Source organism: Micromonospora palomenae (assembly GCF_007829925.1).
Lineage (GTDB): Bacteria > Actinomycetota > Actinomycetes > Mycobacteriales > Micromonosporaceae > Micromonospora > Micromonospora purpureochromogenes.
In genome coordinates this window covers 156,954-177,351 of record NZ_VIXA01000005.1, presented here as the reverse complement: position 1 = coordinate 177,351, position 20,398 = coordinate 156,954, and the positions used below count along the sequence as shown (strand labels likewise).

The following is a 20,398-nucleotide window of genomic DNA, read 5'->3' as shown; positions in this document are numbered from 1 at the left end:
CGCGGTGACCGGAGCGAGTCTATTGTCCTGCGGTCACGCCGACGCCTCCGACTCCCCCTGCGGCCGCCCGGCGGGACGGTCCGTCGCCTGCGCCGGCTCGGCCGGTCGGCCCGCCACGGCCGTCCCGGCGGTCGGCCCGCCACGGCGAAGTCAGCGGGTGGGGCGGCGGGGCGCCTCGGCGTCCGGGCCGCCGGTCGGGTGCACCGGCCGGTACCGGGCCAGCCAGGTCACCAGCTCGTCGGCCGGCATCGGCCGGGCGTGGAACCAGCCCTGCGCCACGTCGCAGCCGGCCGCGTGCAGCATCCGCCAGGTGCGCTCGTCCTCCACGCCCTCGGCGACCACCCGCAGGCCGAGCGCGCCGGCCAGCTCGATCATCGACCGGACGATCGCGGCGTCGTCGGCGTCGTCGGCCATCCCGAGGACGAACGAGCGGTCCACCTTCACCTCGGCCAGCGGCAGCCGGCGCAGGTGCTGCAACGACGAGTACCCGGTGCCGAAGTCGTCCAGGGAGATGGCCACCCCGATCCGGTGCAGCCGGGAGATGGTGGTGAGCACCCGGCGGGGGTCGGCCATCAGCGCGCCCTCGGTGATCTCCAGTTGCAGGCGTTCGGGGGCCACCCCGAAGGCGGCCAGCCGGTCGGCGATCCGGTCGGCGATCTCGCCGGTGTGCAGGTCGCGGACGCTGACGTTGAGCGCCGCCCGCAGGTGGATGCCGGCCGCCGACCACTTGGCCAGCTGTTCCACCACGTCGTCGACCACCCGCTGGGTGAGCAGCCGCATCACCGCGCTCTGCTCGGCGACCCGGATCAGCTCCTCCGGGTCCACCATGCCCCGGCGCGGGTGCCGCCAGCGCAGCAGCGCCTCCACCCCGACGACCTCGCCGGTCGCGATGGCGATCTGCGGTTGGTAGTACATCGTGATGACGCCGACGTCGGCCGCCGCATCCTCGGCCCGTTCCGCCGGGGCGGGAACGGCCGGCAGCTCGGGCGGCTCGGGCTCGGCGGCGGGCTGCCCGGCGCGGCGGCGGGTCGGGTCGGCGCCGGTCAGGATCTGGTTCAGCAGCTCGTCGGAGCCGTCCACCGCGATTCGCGTACGCCGGCGCCGGGGCCACCACCGCCCGCCCGCGCCGTTCGTCCCGGCGCCGTCGGTGCCCGCGGCGTCCGTCCCGGCGGCGAGCCGGGCGGGCAGCGCGGCGCCGTCGCCGCCCCGCACGGTGCGCCCGGCGGGCGGCCCCGCCTCGAGTACGCGGCGCAGGTCGGCCAGGAGCCCCAGACGCTCGGCCGAGTTGTGGTCCGACTCGGCGGCGTAGACGGCGACGGTGTCGTTGCGGTGCTTGGCGTCGTACATCGCCACGTCGGCGTGGCGCATCAGGGTGGCGAAGTCCTCGCCGTGCTCGGGGAAGAGCGCGATGCCGATCGAGGCGCCGACGTCCAGCGGCAGCCCGTCCAGCGACACCGGTTCGGTGAGCGCCGTGACCACCCGGTCGGCCAGCTCGCGGGCCTCGTCGACGCCGTCGAGCCGGCCGGCGACGATGGCGAACTCGTCCCCGCCGAGGCGGGCCAGCATGTCCCGGCCGCCGACGACGTCCACCAGCCGGGCGCTCACCTCGACCAGCAGCCGGTCGCCGACGGCGTGGCCGAGCGCGTCGTTGACGTTCTTGAACCGGTCCAGGTCGATCAGGAGCAGCGCCAGGTGGGCGTCCCGGTCGCCCTTGGCGACCCGCTCGGCGTGCAGGTGCACCTGCTCGGCCACCTCGGCGAGCAGCGCCTTGCGGTTGGGCAGGCCGGTGAGCGGGTCCAGCGCGGCGAGGTGTTCCTGCTCGGTGGAGAGCCGGGACATCCGGTAGACGGCGAAGAGCGGCACCAGCACCAGCGGGATCAGCGCGGCGCTGGCCCGGGCGGCGGTGACCAGCACCGGGGCGAGCAGCAGCAGCGAGCCGGTGGAGAGCAGCTCGTACGGCAGCGCCTGGCGCACGCTCGGCCACCACCGGCCGCCGAAGCGCAGCCGCAGCGCACCGCTGACCAGGCCGTAGTTGACGGCGAACCAGGTGAGGGTGGCGCCACCGACGGCGGCCACGTCCGTCCAGCCCAGCCGGCCGCCGTCGAAGAGTCCACCCGGCCCGAGCCGGAGCACCAGGTACGCGGCGCCGAGCGCGCAGGCGTACTGGGCGGCGTTGAAGGTGGTCCGCCAGAGGGCGTGGCGCAGCCGCCAGCCGGAGACGGCGACCGCGACGGCCTGCACCGCCACGGCCGGGCCCAGCCCCCAGCCGAGCAGGATCGCGAAGGTGAAGCAGGTGGACGGGAAGACGGCCGAGGTGTGCCGCCGGCCCGGCGGGACGAAGGGCCGCGCGTCACAGGCGACGGCGAGCGCCGCCATCGCCCAGAACGCCGCCGGCAGCCGGGGCAGGCGGTCGGGAAGCCCGATCAGCGGCAGGACGGAGACCAGCAGCGCCAGCCCGACCACCGCGGCGACGAAGCCGGCGAACCGCGCCTCCCGCCCGGGTGGGATGGAGTTGCGGGGGTCGGCGGTCTCCATCGCACCTCCCGGGCATGCGGTCCACAGCGCGCGCCGGTCGCGCACCGTGCCCCAATGAAACGCCCTGAGTGGCCGTGGCCCGAGGCGACAGTCACGAATCGGTCGTAGTCGTAATTAAGTTGGTATACGACCCCAAGATCCCCGCCGCGCGTTCACCCCTCGACGCGGGCGACCTCCCGGGCCGCGTCCGGCCCCCGGTCGAGCAGCACCCGGAAACCGTCCTCGTCGAGGACCGGCACCTTGAGGCTGGCCGCCTTGTCGGCCTTGGAACCGGGGTTGTCGCCGACCACCACGAAGCCGGTCTTCTTGGAGACCGAGCCGCTGACCTTGCCACCGAGGCTCTGGATCGCCTCGGAGGCCTGGTCCCGGCTGAACCCGGCGAGGGTGCCGGTCACCACCACGGTGACGCCCTCCAGCGGGCGTGGCCCCTCCTCGCCGGCCTCCTCGGCCATCCGTACGCCGGCCCGGGCCCACTTCTGCACGACCTCGCGGTGCCAGTCGACGGCGAACCATTCCTTGATGCTGGCGGCGATGGTCGGGCCGACACCGTCCACCGAGGAGAGTTCCTCCTCGCTGGCCGCGTCGATCGCCTCGATCGAGCGGAAGTGCCGGGCGAGGGCCTGCGCGGCGGTGGGGCCGACGTGCCGGATGGAGAGCGCGACCAGCACCCGCCACAGGTCGCGCTCACGGGCGACGGCGAGGTTGTCCAGCAGCTTGGTGGCGTTGCTGCCGAGGGTGCCGTCCTTGTTGACGAAGAACGGCGAGCGGGCGAGCTGCTCGGCGTCGAGCTGGAACAGGTCACCCTCGTCGGTGATGATCTCGGCGTCGAGCAGCGCGGCGGCGCCCTTGTAGCCGAGCACCTCGATGTCGAAGGCGCCCCGCCCGGCCAGGTGGAACACCCGCTCGCGCAGCTGCGCCGGGCAACTGCGGCTGTTGGGGCAGCGGATGTCGACGTCGCCCTCCTTGGCCGGCGCCAGCGGGGTGCCGCAGGCCGGGCAGGTGGTGGGCATGACGAACGGGCGGGCGTCGGCGGGCCGCAGGTCGACCACCGGGCCGAGCACCTCGGGGATCACGTCGCCGGCCTTGCGCAGCACCACCGTGTCGCCGATCAGCACCCCCTTGCGCTCGACCTCGCGGGCGTTGTGCAGGGTCGCCAGGGCGACCGTGGAGCCGGCCACCCGCACCGGTTCGAGCACGGCGAACGGGGTGACCCGCCCGGTGCGCCCGACGTTGACGTCGATGTCGAGCAGCTTGGTGGTCACCTCCTCCGGCGGGTACTTGAAGGCGATCGCCCAGCGTGGCGCCCGGCTGGTCGAGCCGAGCCGGCCCTGGATGGAGACCGGGTCGACCTTCACCACCACGCCGTCGATCTCGTGCTCGACGTCGTGCCGGTGCTCGGCGTAGTAGGCGATGTAGTCCGCCACGCCAGCCAGGTCGGGCACCACCCGCCAGCGGTCGCTGGTCGGCAGGCCCCACGCCTTCAGCGCCGCGTACGACTCGGACTGGGCGGTGGGCCGGAAACCGCGCCGGGCGCCGATGCCGTGCACCACCAGGCGCAGCGGCCGGGAGGCGGTGATCCGGGGGTCCTTCTGCCGCAGGCTGCCGGCGGCGGCGTTGCGCGGGTTGGCGAACGGGGCCTTGCCCTGCTCGACCAGGCCGGCGTTGAGGTCGGCGAAGGCGGCCACCGGGAAGTAGATCTCGCCGCGCACCTCCAGCAGCTCGGGCAGGTCGCCGAACTCGTCGGACGGGGTCAGCCGGCCGGGCACGTCGCGGATGCTGCGGACGTTGGCCGTCACGTCCTCGCCGGTCCGCCCGTCGCCCCGGGTGGCGGCCCGGACCAGGCGGCCCTTCTCGTAGGTGAGGTTGATGGCCAGGCCGTCGACCTTCAGCTCGCAGAGGTAGGGAACCGGGCCGCCGGCGTCCCGCTCGACCCGCTCGGCCCAGGCGGCCAGCTCCTCGTCGGCGAAGGCGTTGTCGAGGGAGAGCATCCGCTCGGCGTGGGTGACCGGGGTGAAGTCGGTGGAGAAGGTGCCGCCGACCCGCTGGGTGGGCGACTCGGGGCTGCGCAGCGCCGGGAACTCGGCCTCCAGCGCCTCCAGCTCGCGCAGCCGCCGGTCGAACTCGGCGTCGGAGATGGTCGGCGCGTCGAGGACGTAGTAGCGGTACTGGTGTTCGGTGAGCTCCTGGCTCAGCGTGGCGTGCCGTTCCCGCGCCTCGGGGGTCGGCTCGCCGCCGGCCGCCGCCTCCTGCGCGGGGCTGACCTGCTGAGGGATCGCTTCTTCGGACACCCTGCCGCCTCCGGACACCAGTGGGATCTCCCCGTGATCACGCTACCTCCGCACCGTATCGGGCCGGTGGGACAATCCCCCGCCACCCCCGCCACCCCCGCCGCGCCCGACGGGCGGCGACCCGCCGACCGTGCGACGATCGCCGGACGTCGGCGGCATCGGCGCCGGAGAGGCAGGGGTGATAATGCCCGAGTGGGTGTGGTGGGCGGTGCTGGTCGTGCTGGCCGTGGCCGCCGGTTGGGCCTGGAACGAGTGGCGACGGCGCGGCGGCCGCCCGGCGGGGGGCGAACGCACCCGGCCCGAGCGGGGCACGCCGCCGCGCGACCGGGCCCGCCCCACCGCGCCGCCCCGCCCGCGCACCCCGACGGGTACGCCCCGGCCGGGCGAGATCTGGTGGGCCGACGTCCCGTTCCACGACGGGACCGGCTCGAAGGTGCGCCCCTGCCTGGTGCTCCGCGCCGACGACCGGGGCGCCGACGTACTGAAGATCACCAGTCAGGACAAGAGCAACCGCGACGACCACGTCCGCATCCCCACCCGGGAGTGGGACCCCGACGCCGACCACGACAGTTGGCTCGACCTGGCCGAGTCGGTCCACGTTCCGAGCAGCGCCTTCACCCACCGCGCCGGCACCTGCGACCAGTCCCTCTGGCACCGCCTCCGGTCCCTCCCCCACCTCCCGACCTGACCCACCCACCGCGTCGACCATGAGGTTGACCGCGGTGGTCGATCCTGGCCGCCCGGTCAGTCCCAGCGGGTGGCGAGGGTGGTGAGCTGGTCGGCGTACTCGATCCGGGTGGACCAGTCCTGCGGCCAGGCGGCCATGCCGTGGGCGGCGCCGACGAAGGCGCCGGCCAGGGCGGCGATCGAGTCGGAGTCGCCGGCGGTGGTCGCGCCCCGGGCGATCGCGGCGACCGGGTCGTCGGGGTGGCGCAGCGCGCAGAGCAGGGCCGTGGCCAGGGCCTCCTCGGCGATCCACCCCTCGCCGGTGTCCCGGCACGGGTCGCCGCCGTCGTCGGGTCGGCCCAGCGCGGCGACCAGCCGGTCCAGCACCTGCCGGCACTCGTCCCAGCCCCGGGCGACGAACTGCTCCGGGGACGTCGCGCCGCACCGCTGCCACAGGTCGCCGAGCCAGTCGGCGCGGTAGACCCGCCGCTGCTCCCCCGCCCGCGCGATCAGCAGGCCGGGCAGGTCGGCCAGGCCCGCGCCGCCGCGCAGCAGCCACACCGCGTACGCGGTCAGCTCGCTGGCCGCCAGGCCGGTCGGATGACCGTGGGTGAGACCGGCCTGGAGCTGGGCCAGCCCGGCCAGGGTGTCCAGGTCGACGTCGAGCAGCCCGACCGGGGTGACCCGCATGTTCGCGCCGCAGCCCTTCGAGTCGGCCACGGTCGCCTCCTGCCAGCGCAGCCCACGACCCAGCTCGGCGCAGGCCCGCAGGCAGGTCATACCCGGGGCGCGGTTGTTGTCCGGACTGACCGCCCACTCGCCGAAGCGCTGCCGCAGCAGCGGCTCGACCACCTCCGGGGTGTACGCGGACGCGTCGTGCAGCGCCCACGCCACGGCCAGGGCCATCTGCGTGTCGTCGGTGACCAGCGCCGGATCGCCGACCAGCGCACGCGGGCCGCCCGGGCCGTAGCGACGGGTGATCTCGGCGACGGTCAGGAACTCGGTCGGCTTGCCGAGGGCGTCGCCGTAGGCGAGGCCGAAGAGCGAACCGGAGGCACGGCGGGGCGAGGAGTCGATCACGCCCGCGATCATGCCGCCCGGCCGCAACCCCCGGCCGGCCGCCGCCGGCTCAGTCCCAGCAGAGGCAGAACGGGTGACCGGACGGGTCGGCGTAGACCCGCCAGCCGTCCCCCTCGCCCGGCAGCCGCCGCGCGCCGAGGGCGAGCACCGCCTTCTCCGCCGCCTCGATGTCGTCGACGGTGACGTCGAGGTGGAACTGCTGGGGCCGCTCCGGGTCCGGCCAGGCCGGGGCCCGCAGGTTGAGCGCCTTCTGGAAGGCGAGCCGCGGCTGGTGCCCCGGCGAGCCGCCGAGCACCACCCAGTCGTCGCCGTCGGAGTTCTCCTCCACCAGCGGCAGGCCGAGCAGCTCGGCGTAGAAGCCGGCCAGGGCCCGGGGATCCGGGCAGTCGATCACCGTGGAACGCAGCTGTCCAATCATGACGGCCATCCTGCCCACCGGGTACGACGGAAAACCTCACTCCTCGTGCAGTCGCCGGCCGGCGTCCCGGCAGGCGGCCAGCACCGCCCGGGCGTACCCCGGGGTGGCGTTGGCCAGGCCGCAGGCCGGGGTGACCACCACCTGCTCGGCGAGCTGCCGGCGCGGGAAGCCGAGGCGGTCCCAGAGCACGCGTACCCGGTCGGCGACCTCGGCCGAGGTCGGCGCGCGACCGGCGGACGGCGGCTGGGTGGGCGCGGCGCCGGCGAACAGCCCGAGCCCGGCGTCGAGCGCCTCGCCGAGCGGGTCCAGGTCGGTGATCAGGCCAAGGTCCAGCGCCACGGCGACCGCCCCGGCCGTGCGGATCAGCTCCAGCGGCACGTCCGGCGCGCAGCAGTGCACCACGGTCGGCACCCCGGCCGCCTCGATCACGGTGCGCAGCAGGTCGCGGGCCACCTCGGACCCGACCGGCCGGTGGGCGCCGAAGCCGCTCTCGGTGGGCACCCGTCCGGCGAGCACCACCGGCAGGGACGGCTCGTCGAGCTGGAGCAGCACCGACGCCCCGGGCAGCCGGCGGGCCACCGCCTCGACGTGCAGCCGCAACCCCTCGGCCAGGGAACCGGCCAGGTCGCGCACCGCGCCCGGGTCACGCAGCAGCCGCCCGCCGATCGGCAGCTCCAGCGAGGCCGCCAGGGTGAACGGTCCGGCCGCCTGGATCTTCACCGGCCCGGTGTACCCCTCGGCCTGCTCGGCGAGCTGGTCGAGGTCGCGTTCCATCAGGTCCCGGGCCCGGCGCAGGTCCCGGCCGGGACGCAACGCGATCCGCCAGCGGGCCGCGTAGAGCTCGACCGGCAGCTCCACCAGCAACCCGCCGGTGCGGCCGATGAGGTCGGCGCCCGGTCCACGGGCGGGCAGTTCGGGCAGGTGGGGTAGGGCGGGCAGCTCGCCGAGGACGACCCGCTGCGCTTCGGCGATGTCGGTGCCGGGCAGCGAACCGATGCCGGTTGCTGCCCCCGCGGGCCAGGGCCAAGGCTGATCAGTCACGGCCGAAGGGTAGCCGCTCGGCGTGGCCGGCCGGAGGCGGACGGCAGCGGTCAGTCGGTGATGGTGGCCGAGCCGAGCACCACGTCGCCGGCCGGGTCCGGCCGGTACGCGACGATCGCCTGCCCGGCGGCCACCCCGCGCACCGGGCGGCGCAGCTCGGCGCGGAGCCCGTCGTCGGCCAGCTCCACGGTGGCGGGGACCACGTCACCGTGGGCGCGCAGCTGCACCTCGCACTCGACCGGTGCGGTCGGTCGCTCGCCGCCGGTCCAGACGGGACGGGTGGCCCGCACCCGGGAGACGTCCAACGCCTCGGCCGGGCCGACGGTCACCGTGTTGGTCTTCGGGGTGATGGAGAGCACGTAGCGGGGGCGGCCGTCCGGGGCGGGCCGGTCCAGGTGCAGGCCGCGCCGCTGCCCGACGGTGTACGCGTACGCGCCGGTGTGGCTGCCCACCACCGTGCCGGTGAGCGCGTCGACCACGTCGCCGGGCGCCTCGCCGAGCCGGCCGGCGAGGAAGCCGCGGGTGTCGCCGTCGGCGATGAAGCAGATGTCGTGCGAGTCCGGCTTGTCGGCCACCGCCAGCCCGCGCCGCGCCGCCTCCTCGCGGACCTGTGCCTTGGTGGAGTCGCCGAGCGGGAAGAGGGACCGGTCGAGCTGCTCCCGGGTCAGCACGGCGAGCACGTACGACTGGTCCTTGGCGAGGTCGACGCTGCGGCGCAGCAGGCCGTCCGCGCCGAGCCGGGCGTGGTGGCCGGTGACCACCGCGTCGAAGCCCAGGGCCACCGCCCGGTCCAGCACCGCCGCGAACTTGATCTTCTCGTTGCAGCGCAGGCAGGGATTCGGGGTACGGCCGGCCGCGTACTCGGCGACGAAGTCGTCCACCACGTCGGCGTGGAACCGCTCGGCCATGTCCCAGACGTAGAACGGGATGCCGATCACGTCGGCGGCCCGCCGCGCGTCCCGAGAGTCCTCCAGGGTGCAGCAGCCGCGCGCCCCGGTGCGGTAGGTCTGCGGGTTGCGGGCCAGCGCCAGGTGCACCCCGGTCACGTCGTGCCCCGCCTCCACGGCGCGCGCCGCCGCGACGGCGGAGTCCACCCCGCCCGACATCGCCGCCAGAACCCTCACCGTGACACCTCCCTCACCCCACGACCCTATCCGCCCCCGCGCCGCCGTCCCCAACCCCGCCACCCCGGCTGCGCCGCCGGTCACCGCCAGCCGCGCGTTCGGGCACCGACGGCCGGGACGAACCGGGCGAAGCATCACCCCGCCGACCGTCGGGGCCGGCGGCAGACGCCGGTAGCGCCGGCGGACCGCGCCGAGCCCGGGCGGGAGGCGCGGGTCAGCGGCGGGTCAGCGGAGGGTACGCAGGGCGGCCGCGCGGCGGGCCCGGTCGACGGCCGCCGGGAGGGCGGCGATCAGGGCGTCCACGTCGGCAGGGGTGCTGGTGTGGCCGAGGGTGAAGCGCAGCGAGGAGCGGGCCCGGTCGTCGTCGGCGCCCATCGCGAGCAGCACGTGCGAGGGCTGGGCCACCCCGGCGGAGCAGGCCGAGCCGGTGGAGCAGGCGATGCCCTGGGCGTCGAGCAGGAGCAGCAGCGCGTCCCCCTCGCAGCCGGGGAAGGAGAAGTGCGCGTTGCCGGGCAGCCGGTCGGTCGGGTCGCCGTTGAAGATCACCTCGGGCACCGCCTCACGGACCCGCCGGACCAGGTCGTCGCGGAGCGCGGCCACCCGTACGGCGTACTCCTGCTGGCCCTTCACCGCGGTCTCGACGGCGACCGCGAAGGCCACGATGCCGGCGGTGTCGAGCGTGCCGGAGCGGACGTCGCGCTCCTGGCCCCCGCCGTGCAGCAGCGGGGTGGCCGGCACGTCGCGGGCCAGCAGCAGGGCACCGACCCCGGTCGGGCCGCCGAGCTTGTGCCCGGTGACGGTGAGCGCCGAGACGCCGCTGGCGGCGAAGTCCACCGGCACCTGACCGACCGCCTGGATCGCGTCGGTGTGGAACGGCACCCCGTGCGCGGCGGCCACCGCGGCCAGCTCGGCCACCGGCTGCACGGTGCCGACCTCGTTGTTGGCCCACATCGCGGTCACCACGGAGACCCGGTCGGCGTGCGCGGCCAGCTCGGCGCGGAGCCGGTCCGGGTCCAGCCGGCCGGCCGCATCCACCGGCAACCAGCCCACCTCGGCGCCCTCGTGGTCGGCCAGCCAGTCCACCGCGTCGAGCACCGCGTGGTGCTCGACCGCGCTGGAGACCACCCGGACCCGGCCCGGGTCGGCGGCGCGGCGGGCCCAGAAGACGCCCTTGACGGCGAGGTTGTCGCTCTCCGTGCCGCCGCCGGTGAAGACGACCTCGGAGGGGCGGGCGCCCAGCGCGGCGGCGACCCGTTCCCGCGACTCCTCCACCCGTCGCCGGGCGCGCCGGCCCGCCGCGTGCAGCGACGACGCGTTGCCGACCTCGCGCGCGGTGGCGACGTACGCCTCCAACGCCTCGTCGAGCATCGGGGTCGTCGCCGCGTGATCCAGGTATGCCATCACCGCTCAGCCTAACGGCCTGCAGCCGTCCCGCCGGACGCCGGACCACCGGGGGCCGGGCCCGGCGCCGGGGCGGGGAGAGCGCCCTCCCCCACCCCGGTGGGCCGGCCCGGCGGGGTCCGCGCCGGACCGGACGCCGCACGAGGGCCCCACCCGGGCGGCCGGACCGGCGGGTGACGGGTCCAGCTGTGTCACGACTCAGGCCGGTACGGCGGTGACGACGATGTTGTCCCGGTAGTGCCGGGTCTTCGGGTCGAACGGGCCGCCGCAGGTGATCAGCGTCAGCCGCGGTCTGCCGTCCCGGGCGAAGTACCGCTCCAGCGGGATCTTCGTCTTGGCGTACTCCTCGCGGGCGACCACCCGGTACGCCCGCTGCTTCCCGTCGGCGCCGGTGACGGTGAGGGCGTCGTCGCGGTCCAGCTCGCGCAGCCGGAAGAACGCCCCCTTACCCTGCTCGGCGCTGTCCACGTGCCCGGCGATCACCACCGACCCCGCCTCGGCCTCCAGGCCGGGGCCGTAGCGGTACCAGCCGACCCGGTCGACGCTCGGCGGCACCTCGAACTCGTCGGTGCGCTTGTTGATGCCGACCGGGTCGACGGTGGCGGTCACGCCGATCCCCGGGATGCTCAGCTTCGCCGGCGGGACGGTTTCCCCGCCGGCGGGCAGCTCACCCGAGGTGACCGGCACCGAGGCGTCGGCGGCGGTGGCCGGCGGGGCGGGGGTGGCGGTGGCCAGGGCCGCCGCCTCGTCGGCGCCGACGTCCTCGGCCGGCTGCGAGCCGCACGCCACCAGGGCGGCGACGGTGAGCGCGGCGACGCCGGCGGCCATGGCCGCCAGCGCCCCGCGGTGGCGCACCGTCACTTGCGACCGGTCCGGGCGGTGGCCACCCGCGCCCCGCCGCCGACCAGCAGCAGCGCGCCGGCGCCGGCCAGCACGTACCACCAGGTGTCCACGCCGGTGCCGGCCTGGCCGCCGGTGCCGCTGGGCACGCCGCCCGGCACCGAGTGCAGCCCGGTGATGGTCTGGGCGACCAGGTCGAGGTTCTTGGCCTCGGCCGAGCCGATCGCGTAGACGATCGTGGCGGTGCCCTCCTTGAGGGTCAGGTCCGCCGGGCCGATGGCCACGGTGTCGGTGCCGGCGAGCACCACGTCCGCCTGCACCGTGCCGGCGTCGACGTCGCCCTTGGCCTCGTTCGGGTTGGTCAGGTCCTCGAAGACCGGGGTGCCACCGGCCCGCACGTCGACGGCCGGGGCGGCCGCGGTGTGCCGGACGATCAGCCGGGCCTTGCCGGCGTCCACCTTCGACGTGTCGTTGACGAACGGGGTGATCTTCGGCTTGCCGGCCGCGTCGAGGTGTGCGGCGAGGCTGATGTTCGCCCCGCCCGGGACCTCGGCGTCGTCGACGCTGAGGATCGCCTTGTCGATCGCCTCGCCCGGCTTGGTCAGGGCGATGTCGTACGCGCCCTCCGCCAGGCTCAGCGGGCCGGCCACGTCGCCGGGCTTGAAGTTGTCCAGCGTCTTCTTGCCGTTGACGTACACGTCGACCGGGGTGTCCGGGATCCCGTGCACGACGGAGACCTTGGACGAGGCGGCGTGGGCGGGGCTCATGGTGACGGCGCCGACGCCGGCGAACGTCAGCGCGGCGACCGCGCCACCCGCGGCGACCCGACGGAAGATCGAGAGCTGCATTGTCTGCCTCCTGGTGCTTGGTGCTGAATCGTCAGGACTGGCGTGCAGAACGGGTTACGCCGCCGTCCGGACCGCCGGATGCAGCCGGATTCGATTTCTTTTTCTCGGCCCGCCCCGCATCCGGAACCCGCCCCGGGAACGAAGAGCAGGTGAGATGACTCGGCACACAGGCAGCGGGAAAGTGGGGCGAGGGCTGTGGGAGTTACAGTCGGGCATGCCCCACGGAAGGCGAACCGTTCGGTGACGGCGGTACGACCGGAGCCGGACCCCCCAGCGCAGGACGACCTGGCGGACCGCTTCCGCGCGGGCGACGAGACCGCCCTGCGGGAGGCGTACGACCGGTACGGCCGGGCGGTGCTCCACCTGGCCACCAGCACGCTGGCCAACCGCAGCGACGCGGAGGACGTCACCCAGGCCACCTTCGTGGCGGCGTGGCTCGGACGGGAGACCTTCGACCCGACGAAGGGCTCGTTGATCGGCTGGCTGCTCGGGATCGGGCGGCGCAAGGTGATCGACCGGCTGCGCGCCTCCGCGCGGGAGACCCGGGTGGTGGAGACGGTGCGGCAACTGCCCGAACCGGCCGCCACCGGCCCCGACCTGGATACGGTGGTCGACCGGCTGGTGGTCGCCGACGAGCTGGCCCGCCTGCCGGACGACCAGCGACGCATGCTGGAGTTGGCGTTCTACGACGACCTGACACACCAGCAGATAGCGACGGTGACCGGGGTGCCGCTGGGCACGGTCAAGAGTCACATCCGACGGGGCATGGCGAGCTTGAAACGCAGATGGGAGGTGGACGGTGCAGCACCTGGCCCACGACCGGCTGGTCTTCCTGGCGCTCGGTGAGAGCGAGGCGGACAACGGCGAGACCGACCACCTCGGCACCTGCGCCACCTGCCGGGGCGAGCTGGAGGATCTTCGGCACGTCGCCGGCCTCGGCGCCGACACCGAGGGACTGCGCGACCTGCCCGACCCGCCCGAGCACGTCTGGCAGGGCATCGTCGCCGAGATCGGCGCCGCCCGGGCGCTGCCCTCGCTGACCGAGGCTCGCCGGCAGCAGCCGCCCCCGGGCGCGCCCGCGGTGTCGGACCGGGGCCGCGCCGGCCGGCGTCGGGGCTGGCCGCGCTGGGCGACGACCGTCGTGACGGCCACCGCCGCCGCCGTGCTCGGCGTGGTCGGCACCCTCGCCGTGCTGGACGCCACCGACCGGAGGCCGGATCGGGCGCCGCAGCAGGCCGTCCTGGCGAGCGCGCCGCTGTCCGCGTACGGGAGGACGCCGAAGGACGCCAACGGCGACGCCCGGATCTTCACCGACGGCCGACTGCACCTGCACGTCGCGAATCTCCCGGACGTTCCGGGGTATTACGAGGTCTGGCTGATCAACCCGACCAACATGGAGATGTTCTCGATCGGTGTGCTGCGCGACCCGTCGGGGGATGCGCTGCTCTCGTTACCACCAAATGTCGATCTTCAGGCATACTCGGTTGTCGACGTCTCCGCCGAGCAGTACGACAACAAGCCCGCCCACTCCGGCGACAGTTTGCTGAGGGGCACCCTGACGGGCTGATCGGCGGGCCGGCTCAGCTCCCCGGCCCGCCGATCAGCTCCCTTTCCCACCGCGACGGGAACGGCAGCGCAGACGGAAAAGAGTGGCCATCCGCGAGGATGGCCACTCTTTTCGTAGCGGCGACCGGCCGGGGCGCCGGTCGTGCGGCGCCCCGGAGTGGCGTCACTTGCGCTTGCGGATCTCCTCGGCGGCCTGCGGCACGACCTTGAACAGGTCGCCCACCACGCCGAAGTCGGCCAGCTCGAAGATCGGGGCCTCGCCGTCCTTGTTCACGGCGACGATCGTCTTCGAGGTCTGCATGCCGGCCCGGTGCTGGATCGCGCCGGAGATGCCCAGCGCGACGTAGAGCTGCGGGGAGACGGTCTTGCCGGTCTGGCCCACCTGGAACTGGTGCGGGTAGAAGCCGGAGTCGACCGCCGCGCGGGACGCGCCGACGGCGCCGCCCAGCAGGTCGGCCAGCTCCTCGACCAGCTTGAAGTTGTCGGCGTTGCCGACACCACGACCACCGGAGACCACGATGCCGGCCTCGGTCAGCTCGGGGCGGGAGCCCTTCTGCTCGGCGACCCGGTCGACGACCTTGGCCAGCTTGTCGGTGTCGGTGACCGCCACCGTGAGCTGCTCGACGGCCGGGGTGGCCGCCGCCGGGGTCGGGTTGACCGAGTTCGGCCGGACGGTGACCAGCGGCAGGCCCTTGGTGACCTTGGACTTGACGATGGTGGAGCCGGCGAAGGCGACCTGGGTCGCGGTGCCGTCGGCGGCCAGGCCGACCACGTCGGTCAGGATGCCGTTGTCGAGCTTGACGGCGAGGCGGGCGGCGATCTCCTTGCCCTCCTGCGCGGAGGCGAGCAGCACGGCGGCCGGCTGCACCCGCTTGACCAGCTCGGCCAGCACGGTGGCCTTCGGGGCCACCAGGTAGCCGTCGATCTCCTCGCTCTCGGCGGCGTAGATCTTCTCCGCGCCGTACTCGCCCAGCTTGGCGCTCAGCGCCTCGGCGGCGCCGGCGCCACCGAGCACCACCGCGCTCGGGGTGCCCAGCTCGCGGGCGAGGGTGAGCATCTCCAGGGTGACCTTCTTGACGCCGAATTCCCGGGTGGCTTCGACGACGACGAGAACCTCAGACATGTCCAGACCTCTCACACGAACTTCTCGGTGGCGAGGAACTCGACCAGCTTGACGCCGCCCTCGCCCTCGTCGGTGATCTTGGCGCCGCCGGAACGCGGCGGGCGCTTGGTGTGCTCCAGCACGGCGCTGGTCGCGCCATCGAAGCCCACCTCGGTCGGGGCGACGCCGAGGTCACCCAGGGAGAGCGTCTGCACCGGCTTCTTCTTGGCGGCCATGATGCCCTTGAAGGACGGGTAGCGCGGCTCGTTGATGGTGTCCCAGACGGAGACCACGGCCGGGGTCGAGGCGGTGACCACCTCGTAGCCCTCCTCGGTCTGCCGCTCGACGGTCAGCGTGGCGCCGTCGACGGTGAGCTTGCGGGCGCCGGTCAGCGCCGCGACGCCCAGCCGCTCGGCGATCATGTGCGGCATGACCTGGACCCGGCCGTCGGTGGACTCGGCACCGCAGATGACCAGGTCGGCGTTGAGCTGACCGAGGGCGGCGGCGAGCACCTTCGAGGTGGCCACGGCGCAGGACCCGTGCAGGGCGTCGTCCACCACGTGCACGGCCTTGTCCGGGCCCATGGAGAGCGCCTTGCGGATCGACTCGGTCGCCCGGTCCGGACCCATGGTCAGGATGGTGACCTCGCCGCCGTGCGCCTCCTTGATCTTCAACGCCTCTTCGATGGCGTACTCGTCCATCTCGTTGATGACGTTGTTCGCCGAACCGCGGTCGACGGTGTTGTCGTCAGGACGCAGGTTGCGGTCCGCGCCCGAATCGGGCACCTGCTTGACGAGTACGACGATGTTCATCGCGTTTCGACGACCCTCCTGTTGGTGTGGCGATCGCTCGCCCGGTCACGGGCGCAGCCTCGCGCGTCCGTTGACGCCCGGTCAACCGCGGGCGCTTGTGCAGTTGCCCACGGCGCAATGTTACCTGCCAGTAGCTTCGGCTTCCTGGGCACTCAGAGTGACACAGCTCACCGGAGTCGCGGGCCCGGCTAGACTCACAAACCGGGAGGTGTCACGACATGTCGGGACAGGATGCGGGGCGTCCGGTCGGCGCGACGACGACCGGCGGCGACCGCGCGCCGGAGCGCTGCGGCCGCCCGGCGGCGCCGGAGGCGTACCGGTGCGCGTGCGGCCGGGTCCGTGACCTCTGCGTCCGCGACACCGTGCACACCGTCTGGACCGCGCCCGGCGGCGACCCGGCGGTCGGGCCGCCCCCGGCGAACGGCTAGCGGTCACGCCGGCTCGGCGAGGGCTCCCCTGATCCGTTCGATCACGGCCGCCTCGGCCGGTGCGACCCCCCGGTGTGCCCGGGCTACCCGGTCGGCCGCCGCCAGCACCACGTCCCGGTACGCGGCCAGGTCCTGCGGCGATTTCTCCCGCAGGATGTCGACCGCCCGGCCGAGCGCCGGCAGCACCACCGACTCGACCTCCAGCGCGGAGTCCCGGGGCAACCTGGGCAGCGGTCCGGTGGTGAGCGCCTCCTTCACCACCCCGCTGGCGCCGTCGAGCGCCCCGGACGCGGCGATGCTCTCCCGGATCATGGCGAACATGCCCGCATCGGCGTTCGACACCAGGAAGACCGCGCCGAACGCGCCGGTCTTGAGGGTGAGCCGCTCGTCGTCCGTCAGCCGCTGCTCCATCATCACGGAGTGTAGACGTACGGGGTGGTCGTGGTGACCGGTACGAAGCCGAGCCGCTCAAGGATCGGCCGGCTGTCCTCCGAGGCGTCCACCTGGAGCAACGCCTTGCCCCGCTGGTCCGCCAGGCGCGCCCGGTACGCCACCAGCGCCCGGTAGATGCCCCGGTGCCGCCACTGCTCCAACGTCGAGCCGCCCCACAGGCTGGCGAAGCCGGTGTTCGTTAGGTAGCGGACCCAGCCGGCGCTGACCACCCGCTCCCCCGCCTCGGCCACCACCACGGTGATCGACTGCGGGTCGGCGGCGATCTCCTTCTCCAGCCCGGTCACCAGGTGGCTGCGGTCGGCCTGCCACACCTCCTGCTCCATCGCGGCGATCCGCTCCAGGTCCGCCCGGGAGGTGACCTCGCGCAGGCGTACCCCCTCGGGCAGCACCGGGACGGCGCCGGCCAGCGGCGCGACCGGCCCGATCAGGACGGTCTCCCGGTCCTCCGGCACGAACCCGGCGGCGCGCAGCCGGTCGGCCAGGTCGGCGGGCTCGTCGTGGGCGTTCAGCTTCCACTCCACCGACTCGCCCCGCTGCCGGAACAGCTCGACCTGTCGGGCGATCAGCGCGTCCAGCTCCGCGCCGGCCAACCCGTCGAGCGTCCGGTAGGTGAGGAAGCCGCCGTGGTCGAGGCCGAGGATCCGGACCAGCGGGCCGTCCCGTTCGACGGTCACCCCGGCCGGCACCGGGTCCGGGATCTCCGGGCGGATCTGGCTGTCGTACGCGGCGCGCAGCGCGCCAGGCTCAAGATCGGTCATCCGTCCAGGCTATGCCCGGTACAAAGCGGATAATCGGCCCGTGTGGCAGGCGATCAGGCGGTGGTTCGACCCGTCGGAGCTCAGGTCGGTCGGCACCGCGCCCGACTACCGCTTCTCGCTGGCCAACGAACGCACCTTCCTGGCCTGGCTGCGCACCGGGCTGGCGCTGATCGCCGGCGGGCTGGCCGCCGCCCAGTTCCTGCCACCGACGCCGGTGCACCATCTGCGCGAGGCCATCGCGGTCGCGCTGCTGCTGCTCGGCGGCGCCGTGGCGGTGCGGGCGGTGGACCACTGGGCGCGTACCGAACGGGCCATCCGGCTCGGCGAGGAGCTGCCGGCCTCCCGATTCCCCGCCGTGCTCGCCCTGATCGTCGGGCTGGGCGCGCTGCTGCTGGTCTTCGCGGTGCTGGCGAGGGGGGTCGGCGGCCGGTGACCGGCGACCCGGGGCGGCAACCGGAGCGCACCCGGCTGGCCTGGCGGCGCACCGCCCTGGCCCTCACCGTGGTGGCCGTGCTGGCGGTCCGGGTCGCCCTCACCGGGGACGTGCCCGGCGCGCTGCTCGCCGCAGCCGTGGTGCTGGTCTGGGCCGGGGCGCTGGTGGCCTGCTGGCGCCGGGTCGCGGGCAGCGGGCCGCTCCCGGTCGGCTCGCCGGCCCTGCCCTCGGTCGCCCTGGCCACCGCCGTGCTGGCGCTGCTCGCCGTGGCGCTGGTCCTACGCGGGATGTGGTGACGGGCCGCGGTGCGCCATCATGGGGGCATGGCCCGGTTGTCTCTCCTGCTCTTCGCGGTCCAGATCGTCCTGGCCGTCTGCGCCCTGATCAGCTGCCTCTCCGCCGACGAGGGGAACATCCGCGCGCTGCCCCGCATCGCGTGGGTGCTGATCATCCTGTTCTTCCCGCTGGTCGGCTCGATCGCCTGGTTCCTCGCCGGCCGCAAGGCCACCCCCGCCCGGCCCGGCCCGGCCGGCCCCGCCCCCACCGGACGGGACCGGCGCCGACCGGTCGCGCCCGACGACGACCCGGAGTTCCTCGATTCCATCGCCGAACGCTCCCGTCGCAACGACGAGGAGCTGTTCCGCCGCTGGGAGGAGGACCTGCGCCGGCGCGAGGACGACCTGCGCCACCGCGAGGGCGACCCGCCGCGCGAGGAGGACCGCCCGGAGGTCTAGGCGGATCCTGCTCGCGCATCCGCGGTGACGGGCACCCGCGGCGGCCGGGACGCCCGGATGGAGACGGCCGGGGAGGCCGTCCGGGTCACACCCGACGCTTGAGGGCGCGCAGCGACAGCGGCGCGAAGAGCACCGCGATGCCGGCGCCCCAGAGCAGGGTCTGCAGCACCGGGCCGGCCACCGGGCCGCTGACCAGCAGCCCCCGCAGCGCGTCGGCGACGATGGTGACCGGGTTGACCTCGACCCAGTTCTGCAACCAGCCGGGCATCCGGTCGGTGGGCACGAAGATGTTGCTGGTGAAGGTGAGCGGGAAGATCACCGTGAAGCCGAAGATCTGCACCTTCTCCGGCTCGCTGACCAGCACCCCGACCAGCACCGAGATCCACGACGCGGCCAGGGTGAACGCCAGCAGCAGGGCGAACGCGGCCAGCACGCCGAGCGCACCGTTACCGACCCGGAAGCCGAGGATCATCCCGACGCCGAGCAGCAGCGCGATCGACCAGGCCTGCTTGACCGTGTCGGCGAGGATCCGGCCGGCCAGCGGCGCCCAGCGGGCGATCGGCAGCGCCCGGAGCCGGTCGAAGACCCCCTTGGTCAGGTCGTTGTTCAACCCGAACCCGGTGGTCATGGTGGCGAAGAGCGCGTTCTGCACCATGATGCCGGGCAGCATGAAGGTCAGGTACTCGCCGGACGAGCCGGCGATGGCGGTGCCGAAGACGTAGGTGAAGAGCAGCACGAACATCACCGGCTGGATGCTCAGGTCGAGCAGCTCCATCGGGTTGTGCTTGATCTGCACCAGGCTGCGCCAGGCCAGGGTGAGGGTGTGCCGCAGGCCGGCGCCGACGCCGAGCCGGCGGGCCGGGGCGAGCGAGGTCGCGGGCGCGGTGACGGCGGTCATGCCGAGGTCCCTTCGAGTACGTCGGCGGAGGCGTCCTGCTCGGCCCGGTGGCCGGTGAGGGAGAGGAAGACCTCGTCCAGGCTGGAACCGCGCAGGGCCAGCTCCGCCACCTGGATCTCGGCGGCGTCGAGCCGGCGGACCACCGCGGGCAGCACGTCCGGGTCGTTCACCGGCACGGTGACGGTGGTCTGGGCCACCTCCGGCGTCGCCCGGGCCACCTCGCCGGCGATGGCCCGCACGGTCGGCAGGTCGGTCGGGTCGACCGGGCGCACGGTGAGCACCTGCCCGCCGGTCTTCGCCTTCAGCTCCTCGGGGGTGCCCTGGGCGATCACCCGCCCGTGGTCGACCACCGCGATCTGGCCGGCGAGCTGGTCGGCCTCCTCCAGGTACTGCGTGGTGAGCAGCACGGTCACCCCGTCGGCGACCAGGGTGCGCACGATGTCCCACAGCTCGTTGCGGCTGCGCGGGTCCAGCCCGGTGGTCGGCTCGTCGAGGAAGAGCACCTGCGGCCGCCCCACCAGGCTGGCCGCCAGGTCCAGCCGGCGGCGCATGCCACCGGAGTAGGTCTTGGCCGCCCGGCCGGCGGCGTCGGTGAGCTGGAAGTCGGCGAGCAGCTCCGCGGCGCGGGCCCGCGCCTGGGCCCGGCCGAGCCCGAGCAGCCGGCCGATGAGCAGCAGGTTCTCGGTTCCGGTCAGGGTCTCGTCGACGGAGGCGTACTGGCCGGTCAGACCGATCAGCTGGCGCACCCGGTGGGCGTCGCGGCCGACGTCGTACCCGCCGACGGTGGCGTGCCCCTCGTCCGGGGCGAGCAGGGTGGCGAGCACCCGTACCGCGGTGGTCTTTCCGGCGCCGTTGGGGCCGAGCAACCCGAATACCGTCCCCGTGGGAACCTCCAGGTCGACCCCGGCGAGGGCGGTGGTGGCGCCGAAGCGGCGCACCAGCCCCTCGGCGCGGATCGCGTATGTCATCAGAA

At 74.3% G+C, this 20,398-nt stretch carries 22 protein-coding genes; 7 read left to right on the top strand and 15 right to left on the bottom strand.

What is annotated here, in order from left to right; all coding sequences use genetic code 11:
- Positions 1-150: 150 nt before the first annotated feature.
- Positions 151-2,535, bottom strand: a complete 2,385-nt coding sequence (locus FHX75_RS27795) for a putative bifunctional diguanylate cyclase/phosphodiesterase (protein ID WP_154943318.1) — start codon at positions 2,533-2,535, stop codon at positions 151-153.
- Between the two features lie 152 nt (positions 2,536-2,687).
- Entirely contained in the window at positions 2,688-4,823 is a 2,136-nt protein-coding gene (gene ligA / locus FHX75_RS27790; protein WP_154943317.1) for an NAD-dependent DNA ligase LigA, read from the bottom strand.
- A gap of 184 nt (positions 4,824-5,007) precedes the next feature.
- On the opposite strand from ligA, the gene FHX75_RS27785 reads away from it, so the two are divergent.
- Positions 5,008-5,511 (top strand): type II toxin-antitoxin system PemK/MazF family toxin, encoded by a 504-nt coding sequence (locus FHX75_RS27785; protein ID WP_154943316.1) that lies wholly within the window; start codon positions 5,008-5,010, stop codon positions 5,509-5,511.
- A gap of 56 nt (positions 5,512-5,567) precedes the next feature.
- Here FHX75_RS27785 and FHX75_RS27780 read toward each other — a convergent pair whose 3' ends face one another.
- From FHX75_RS27780 to FHX75_RS27750, 7 genes are all read right to left on the bottom strand, one after another.
- A complete protein-coding gene (locus FHX75_RS27780; RefSeq protein ID WP_154943315.1) occupies positions 5,568-6,581 on the bottom strand; it encodes an ADP-ribosylglycohydrolase family protein in 1,014 nt (337 codons plus the stop codon).
- A gap of 37 nt (positions 6,582-6,618) precedes the next feature.
- Positions 6,619-6,987, bottom strand: a complete 369-nt coding sequence (locus FHX75_RS27775) for a VOC family protein (RefSeq protein ID WP_211364620.1) — start codon at positions 6,985-6,987, stop codon at positions 6,619-6,621.
- Positions 6,988-7,023: 36 nt separating this feature from the next.
- The gene (locus FHX75_RS27770) at positions 7,024-8,028 is read right to left on the bottom strand and encodes a methionine synthase (protein ID WP_154943313.1); all 1,005 of its coding nucleotides are present in this window, start codon (positions 8,026-8,028) and stop codon (positions 7,024-7,026) included.
- A gap of 50 nt (positions 8,029-8,078) precedes the next feature.
- The gene (gene mnmA / locus FHX75_RS27765; RefSeq protein ID WP_154943312.1) at positions 8,079-9,152 is read right to left on the bottom strand and encodes a tRNA 2-thiouridine(34) synthase MnmA; all 1,074 of its coding nucleotides are present in this window, start codon (positions 9,150-9,152) and stop codon (positions 8,079-8,081) included.
- Between the two features lie 225 nt (positions 9,153-9,377).
- Entirely contained in the window at positions 9,378-10,553 is a 1,176-nt protein-coding gene (locus FHX75_RS27760; protein WP_154943311.1) for a cysteine desulfurase family protein, read from the bottom strand.
- Between the two features lie 198 nt (positions 10,554-10,751).
- Positions 10,752-11,414, bottom strand: coding sequence for a class F sortase (locus FHX75_RS27755; protein ID WP_154943310.1), 663 nt, complete (start codon positions 11,412-11,414; stop codon positions 10,752-10,754).
- On the bottom strand, positions 11,411-12,241 hold the full coding sequence (locus tag FHX75_RS27750) for a DUF4397 domain-containing protein (RefSeq protein ID WP_154943309.1): 831 nt from the start codon (positions 12,239-12,241) through the stop codon (positions 11,411-11,413). Before FHX75_RS27750 ends, FHX75_RS27755 begins: the two co-directional genes overlap by 4 nt.
- Positions 12,242-12,481: 240 nt before the next feature.
- On the opposite strand from FHX75_RS27750, the gene FHX75_RS27745 reads away from it, so the two are divergent.
- A complete protein-coding gene (locus tag FHX75_RS27745) occupies positions 12,482-13,087 on the top strand; it encodes an RNA polymerase sigma factor (RefSeq protein ID WP_154943308.1) in 606 nt (201 codons plus the stop codon).
- On the top strand, positions 13,041-13,808 hold the full coding sequence (locus FHX75_RS27740; RefSeq protein WP_154943307.1) for an anti-sigma factor: 768 nt from the start codon (positions 13,041-13,043) through the stop codon (positions 13,806-13,808). Before FHX75_RS27745 ends, FHX75_RS27740 begins: the two co-directional genes overlap by 47 nt.
- A 162-nt stretch (positions 13,809-13,970) precedes the next feature.
- On the opposite strand, the gene FHX75_RS27735 is transcribed toward FHX75_RS27740, so the two are convergent.
- Together FHX75_RS27735 and FHX75_RS27730 are read right to left on the bottom strand one after the other, a co-directional pair.
- Positions 13,971-14,930 carry an electron transfer flavoprotein subunit alpha/FixB family protein gene (locus FHX75_RS27735; protein WP_154943306.1) on the bottom strand — a complete coding sequence of 320 codons (960 nt, stop codon included), beginning with the start codon at positions 14,928-14,930 and terminating at the stop codon, positions 13,971-13,973.
- A gap of 11 nt (positions 14,931-14,941) precedes the next feature.
- Positions 14,942-15,721: an electron transfer flavoprotein subunit beta/FixA family protein gene (locus tag FHX75_RS27730; RefSeq protein ID WP_154943305.1), complete on the bottom strand. Its 780-nt coding sequence runs from the start codon at positions 15,719-15,721 to the stop codon at positions 14,942-14,944.
- A gap of 218 nt (positions 15,722-15,939) precedes the next feature.
- Here FHX75_RS27730 and FHX75_RS27725 point away from each other — a divergent pair, with 218 nt between their 5' ends.
- Positions 15,940-16,149, top strand: coding sequence for a hypothetical protein (locus tag FHX75_RS27725; RefSeq protein WP_154943304.1), 210 nt, complete (start codon positions 15,940-15,942; stop codon positions 16,147-16,149).
- A 3-nt stretch (positions 16,150-16,152) separates the two neighbouring features.
- Here FHX75_RS27725 and FHX75_RS27720 read toward each other — a convergent pair whose 3' ends face one another.
- Together FHX75_RS27720 and FHX75_RS27715 are read right to left on the bottom strand one after the other, a co-directional pair.
- A complete protein-coding gene (locus tag FHX75_RS27720) occupies positions 16,153-16,560 on the bottom strand; it encodes a hypothetical protein (RefSeq protein WP_154943303.1) in 408 nt (135 codons plus the stop codon).
- 2 nt (positions 16,561-16,562) lie between these two features.
- Positions 16,563-17,360 carry a GNAT family N-acetyltransferase gene (locus tag FHX75_RS27715; protein WP_154943302.1) on the bottom strand — a complete coding sequence of 266 codons (798 nt, stop codon included), beginning with the start codon at positions 17,358-17,360 and terminating at the stop codon, positions 16,563-16,565.
- Between the two features lie 40 nt (positions 17,361-17,400).
- On the opposite strand from FHX75_RS27715, the gene FHX75_RS27710 reads away from it, so the two are divergent.
- From FHX75_RS27710 to FHX75_RS27700, 3 genes are read left to right on the top strand one after another with little or no spacing between them, the layout of a single operon-like run.
- Positions 17,401-17,793 (top strand): YidH family protein, encoded by a 393-nt coding sequence (locus tag FHX75_RS27710; RefSeq protein WP_154943301.1) that lies wholly within the window; start codon positions 17,401-17,403, stop codon positions 17,791-17,793.
- Positions 17,790-18,089 (top strand): DUF202 domain-containing protein, encoded by a 300-nt coding sequence (locus tag FHX75_RS27705; RefSeq protein ID WP_154943300.1) that lies wholly within the window; start codon positions 17,790-17,792, stop codon positions 18,087-18,089. Before FHX75_RS27710 ends, FHX75_RS27705 begins: the two co-directional genes overlap by 4 nt.
- Before the next feature lie 27 nt (positions 18,090-18,116).
- Positions 18,117-18,527, top strand: coding sequence for a PLD nuclease N-terminal domain-containing protein (locus FHX75_RS27700; protein WP_154943299.1), 411 nt, complete (start codon positions 18,117-18,119; stop codon positions 18,525-18,527).
- Between the two features lie 85 nt (positions 18,528-18,612).
- Here FHX75_RS27700 and FHX75_RS27695 read toward each other — a convergent pair whose 3' ends face one another.
- Positions 18,613-19,425, bottom strand: a complete 813-nt coding sequence (locus FHX75_RS27695; protein ID WP_154943298.1) for an ABC transporter permease — start codon at positions 19,423-19,425, stop codon at positions 18,613-18,615.
- A complete protein-coding gene (locus tag FHX75_RS27690; protein ID WP_154943297.1) occupies positions 19,422-20,393 on the bottom strand; it encodes an ATP-binding cassette domain-containing protein in 972 nt (323 codons plus the stop codon). Before FHX75_RS27690 ends, FHX75_RS27695 begins: the two co-directional genes overlap by 4 nt.
- Between the last annotated feature and the right edge of the window lie 5 nt (positions 20,394-20,398).

Excerpts from the sequence above, each read along its gene's own strand:
- FHX75_RS27795 (WP_154943318.1), bottom strand. The coding sequence starts at position 2,535 with ATGGAGACCGCCGACCCCCGCAACTCCATCCCACCCGGGCGGGAGGCG.
- FHX75_RS27785 (WP_154943316.1), top strand. The coding sequence starts at position 5,008 with ATGCCCGAGTGGGTGTGGTGGGCGGTGCTGGTCGTGCTGGCCGTGGCC.
- FHX75_RS27780 (WP_154943315.1), bottom strand. The coding sequence starts at position 6,581 with ATGATCGCGGGCGTGATCGACTCCTCGCCCCGCCGTGCCTCCGGTTCG.
- FHX75_RS27775 (WP_211364620.1), bottom strand. The coding sequence starts at position 6,987 with ATGATTGGACAGCTGCGTTCCACGGTGATCGACTGCCCGGATCCCCGG.
- FHX75_RS27760 (WP_154943311.1), bottom strand. The coding sequence starts at position 10,553 with ATGGCATACCTGGATCACGCGGCGACGACCCCGATGCTCGACGAGGCG.
- FHX75_RS27750 (WP_154943309.1), bottom strand. The coding sequence starts at position 12,241 with ATGCAGCTCTCGATCTTCCGTCGGGTCGCCGCGGGTGGCGCGGTCGCC.
- FHX75_RS27735 (WP_154943306.1), bottom strand. The coding sequence starts at position 14,930 with ATGTCTGAGGTTCTCGTCGTCGTCGAAGCCACCCGGGAATTCGGCGTC.
- FHX75_RS27730 (WP_154943305.1), bottom strand. The coding sequence starts at position 15,721 with ATGAACATCGTCGTACTCGTCAAGCAGGTGCCCGATTCGGGCGCGGAC.
- FHX75_RS27725 (WP_154943304.1), top strand. The coding sequence starts at position 15,940 with ATGTCGGGACAGGATGCGGGGCGTCCGGTCGGCGCGACGACGACCGGC.
- FHX75_RS27720 (WP_154943303.1), bottom strand. The coding sequence starts at position 16,560 with ATGGAGCAGCGGCTGACGGACGACGAGCGGCTCACCCTCAAGACCGGC.
- FHX75_RS27715 (WP_154943302.1), bottom strand. The coding sequence starts at position 17,360 with ATGACCGATCTTGAGCCTGGCGCGCTGCGCGCCGCGTACGACAGCCAG.
- FHX75_RS27700 (WP_154943299.1), top strand. The coding sequence starts at position 18,117 with ATGGCCCGGTTGTCTCTCCTGCTCTTCGCGGTCCAGATCGTCCTGGCC.
- FHX75_RS27695 (WP_154943298.1), bottom strand. The coding sequence starts at position 19,425 with ATGACCGCCGTCACCGCGCCCGCGACCTCGCTCGCCCCGGCCCGCCGG.
- FHX75_RS27690 (WP_154943297.1), bottom strand. The coding sequence starts at position 20,393 with ATGACATACGCGATCCGCGCCGAGGGGCTGGTGCGCCGCTTCGGCGCC.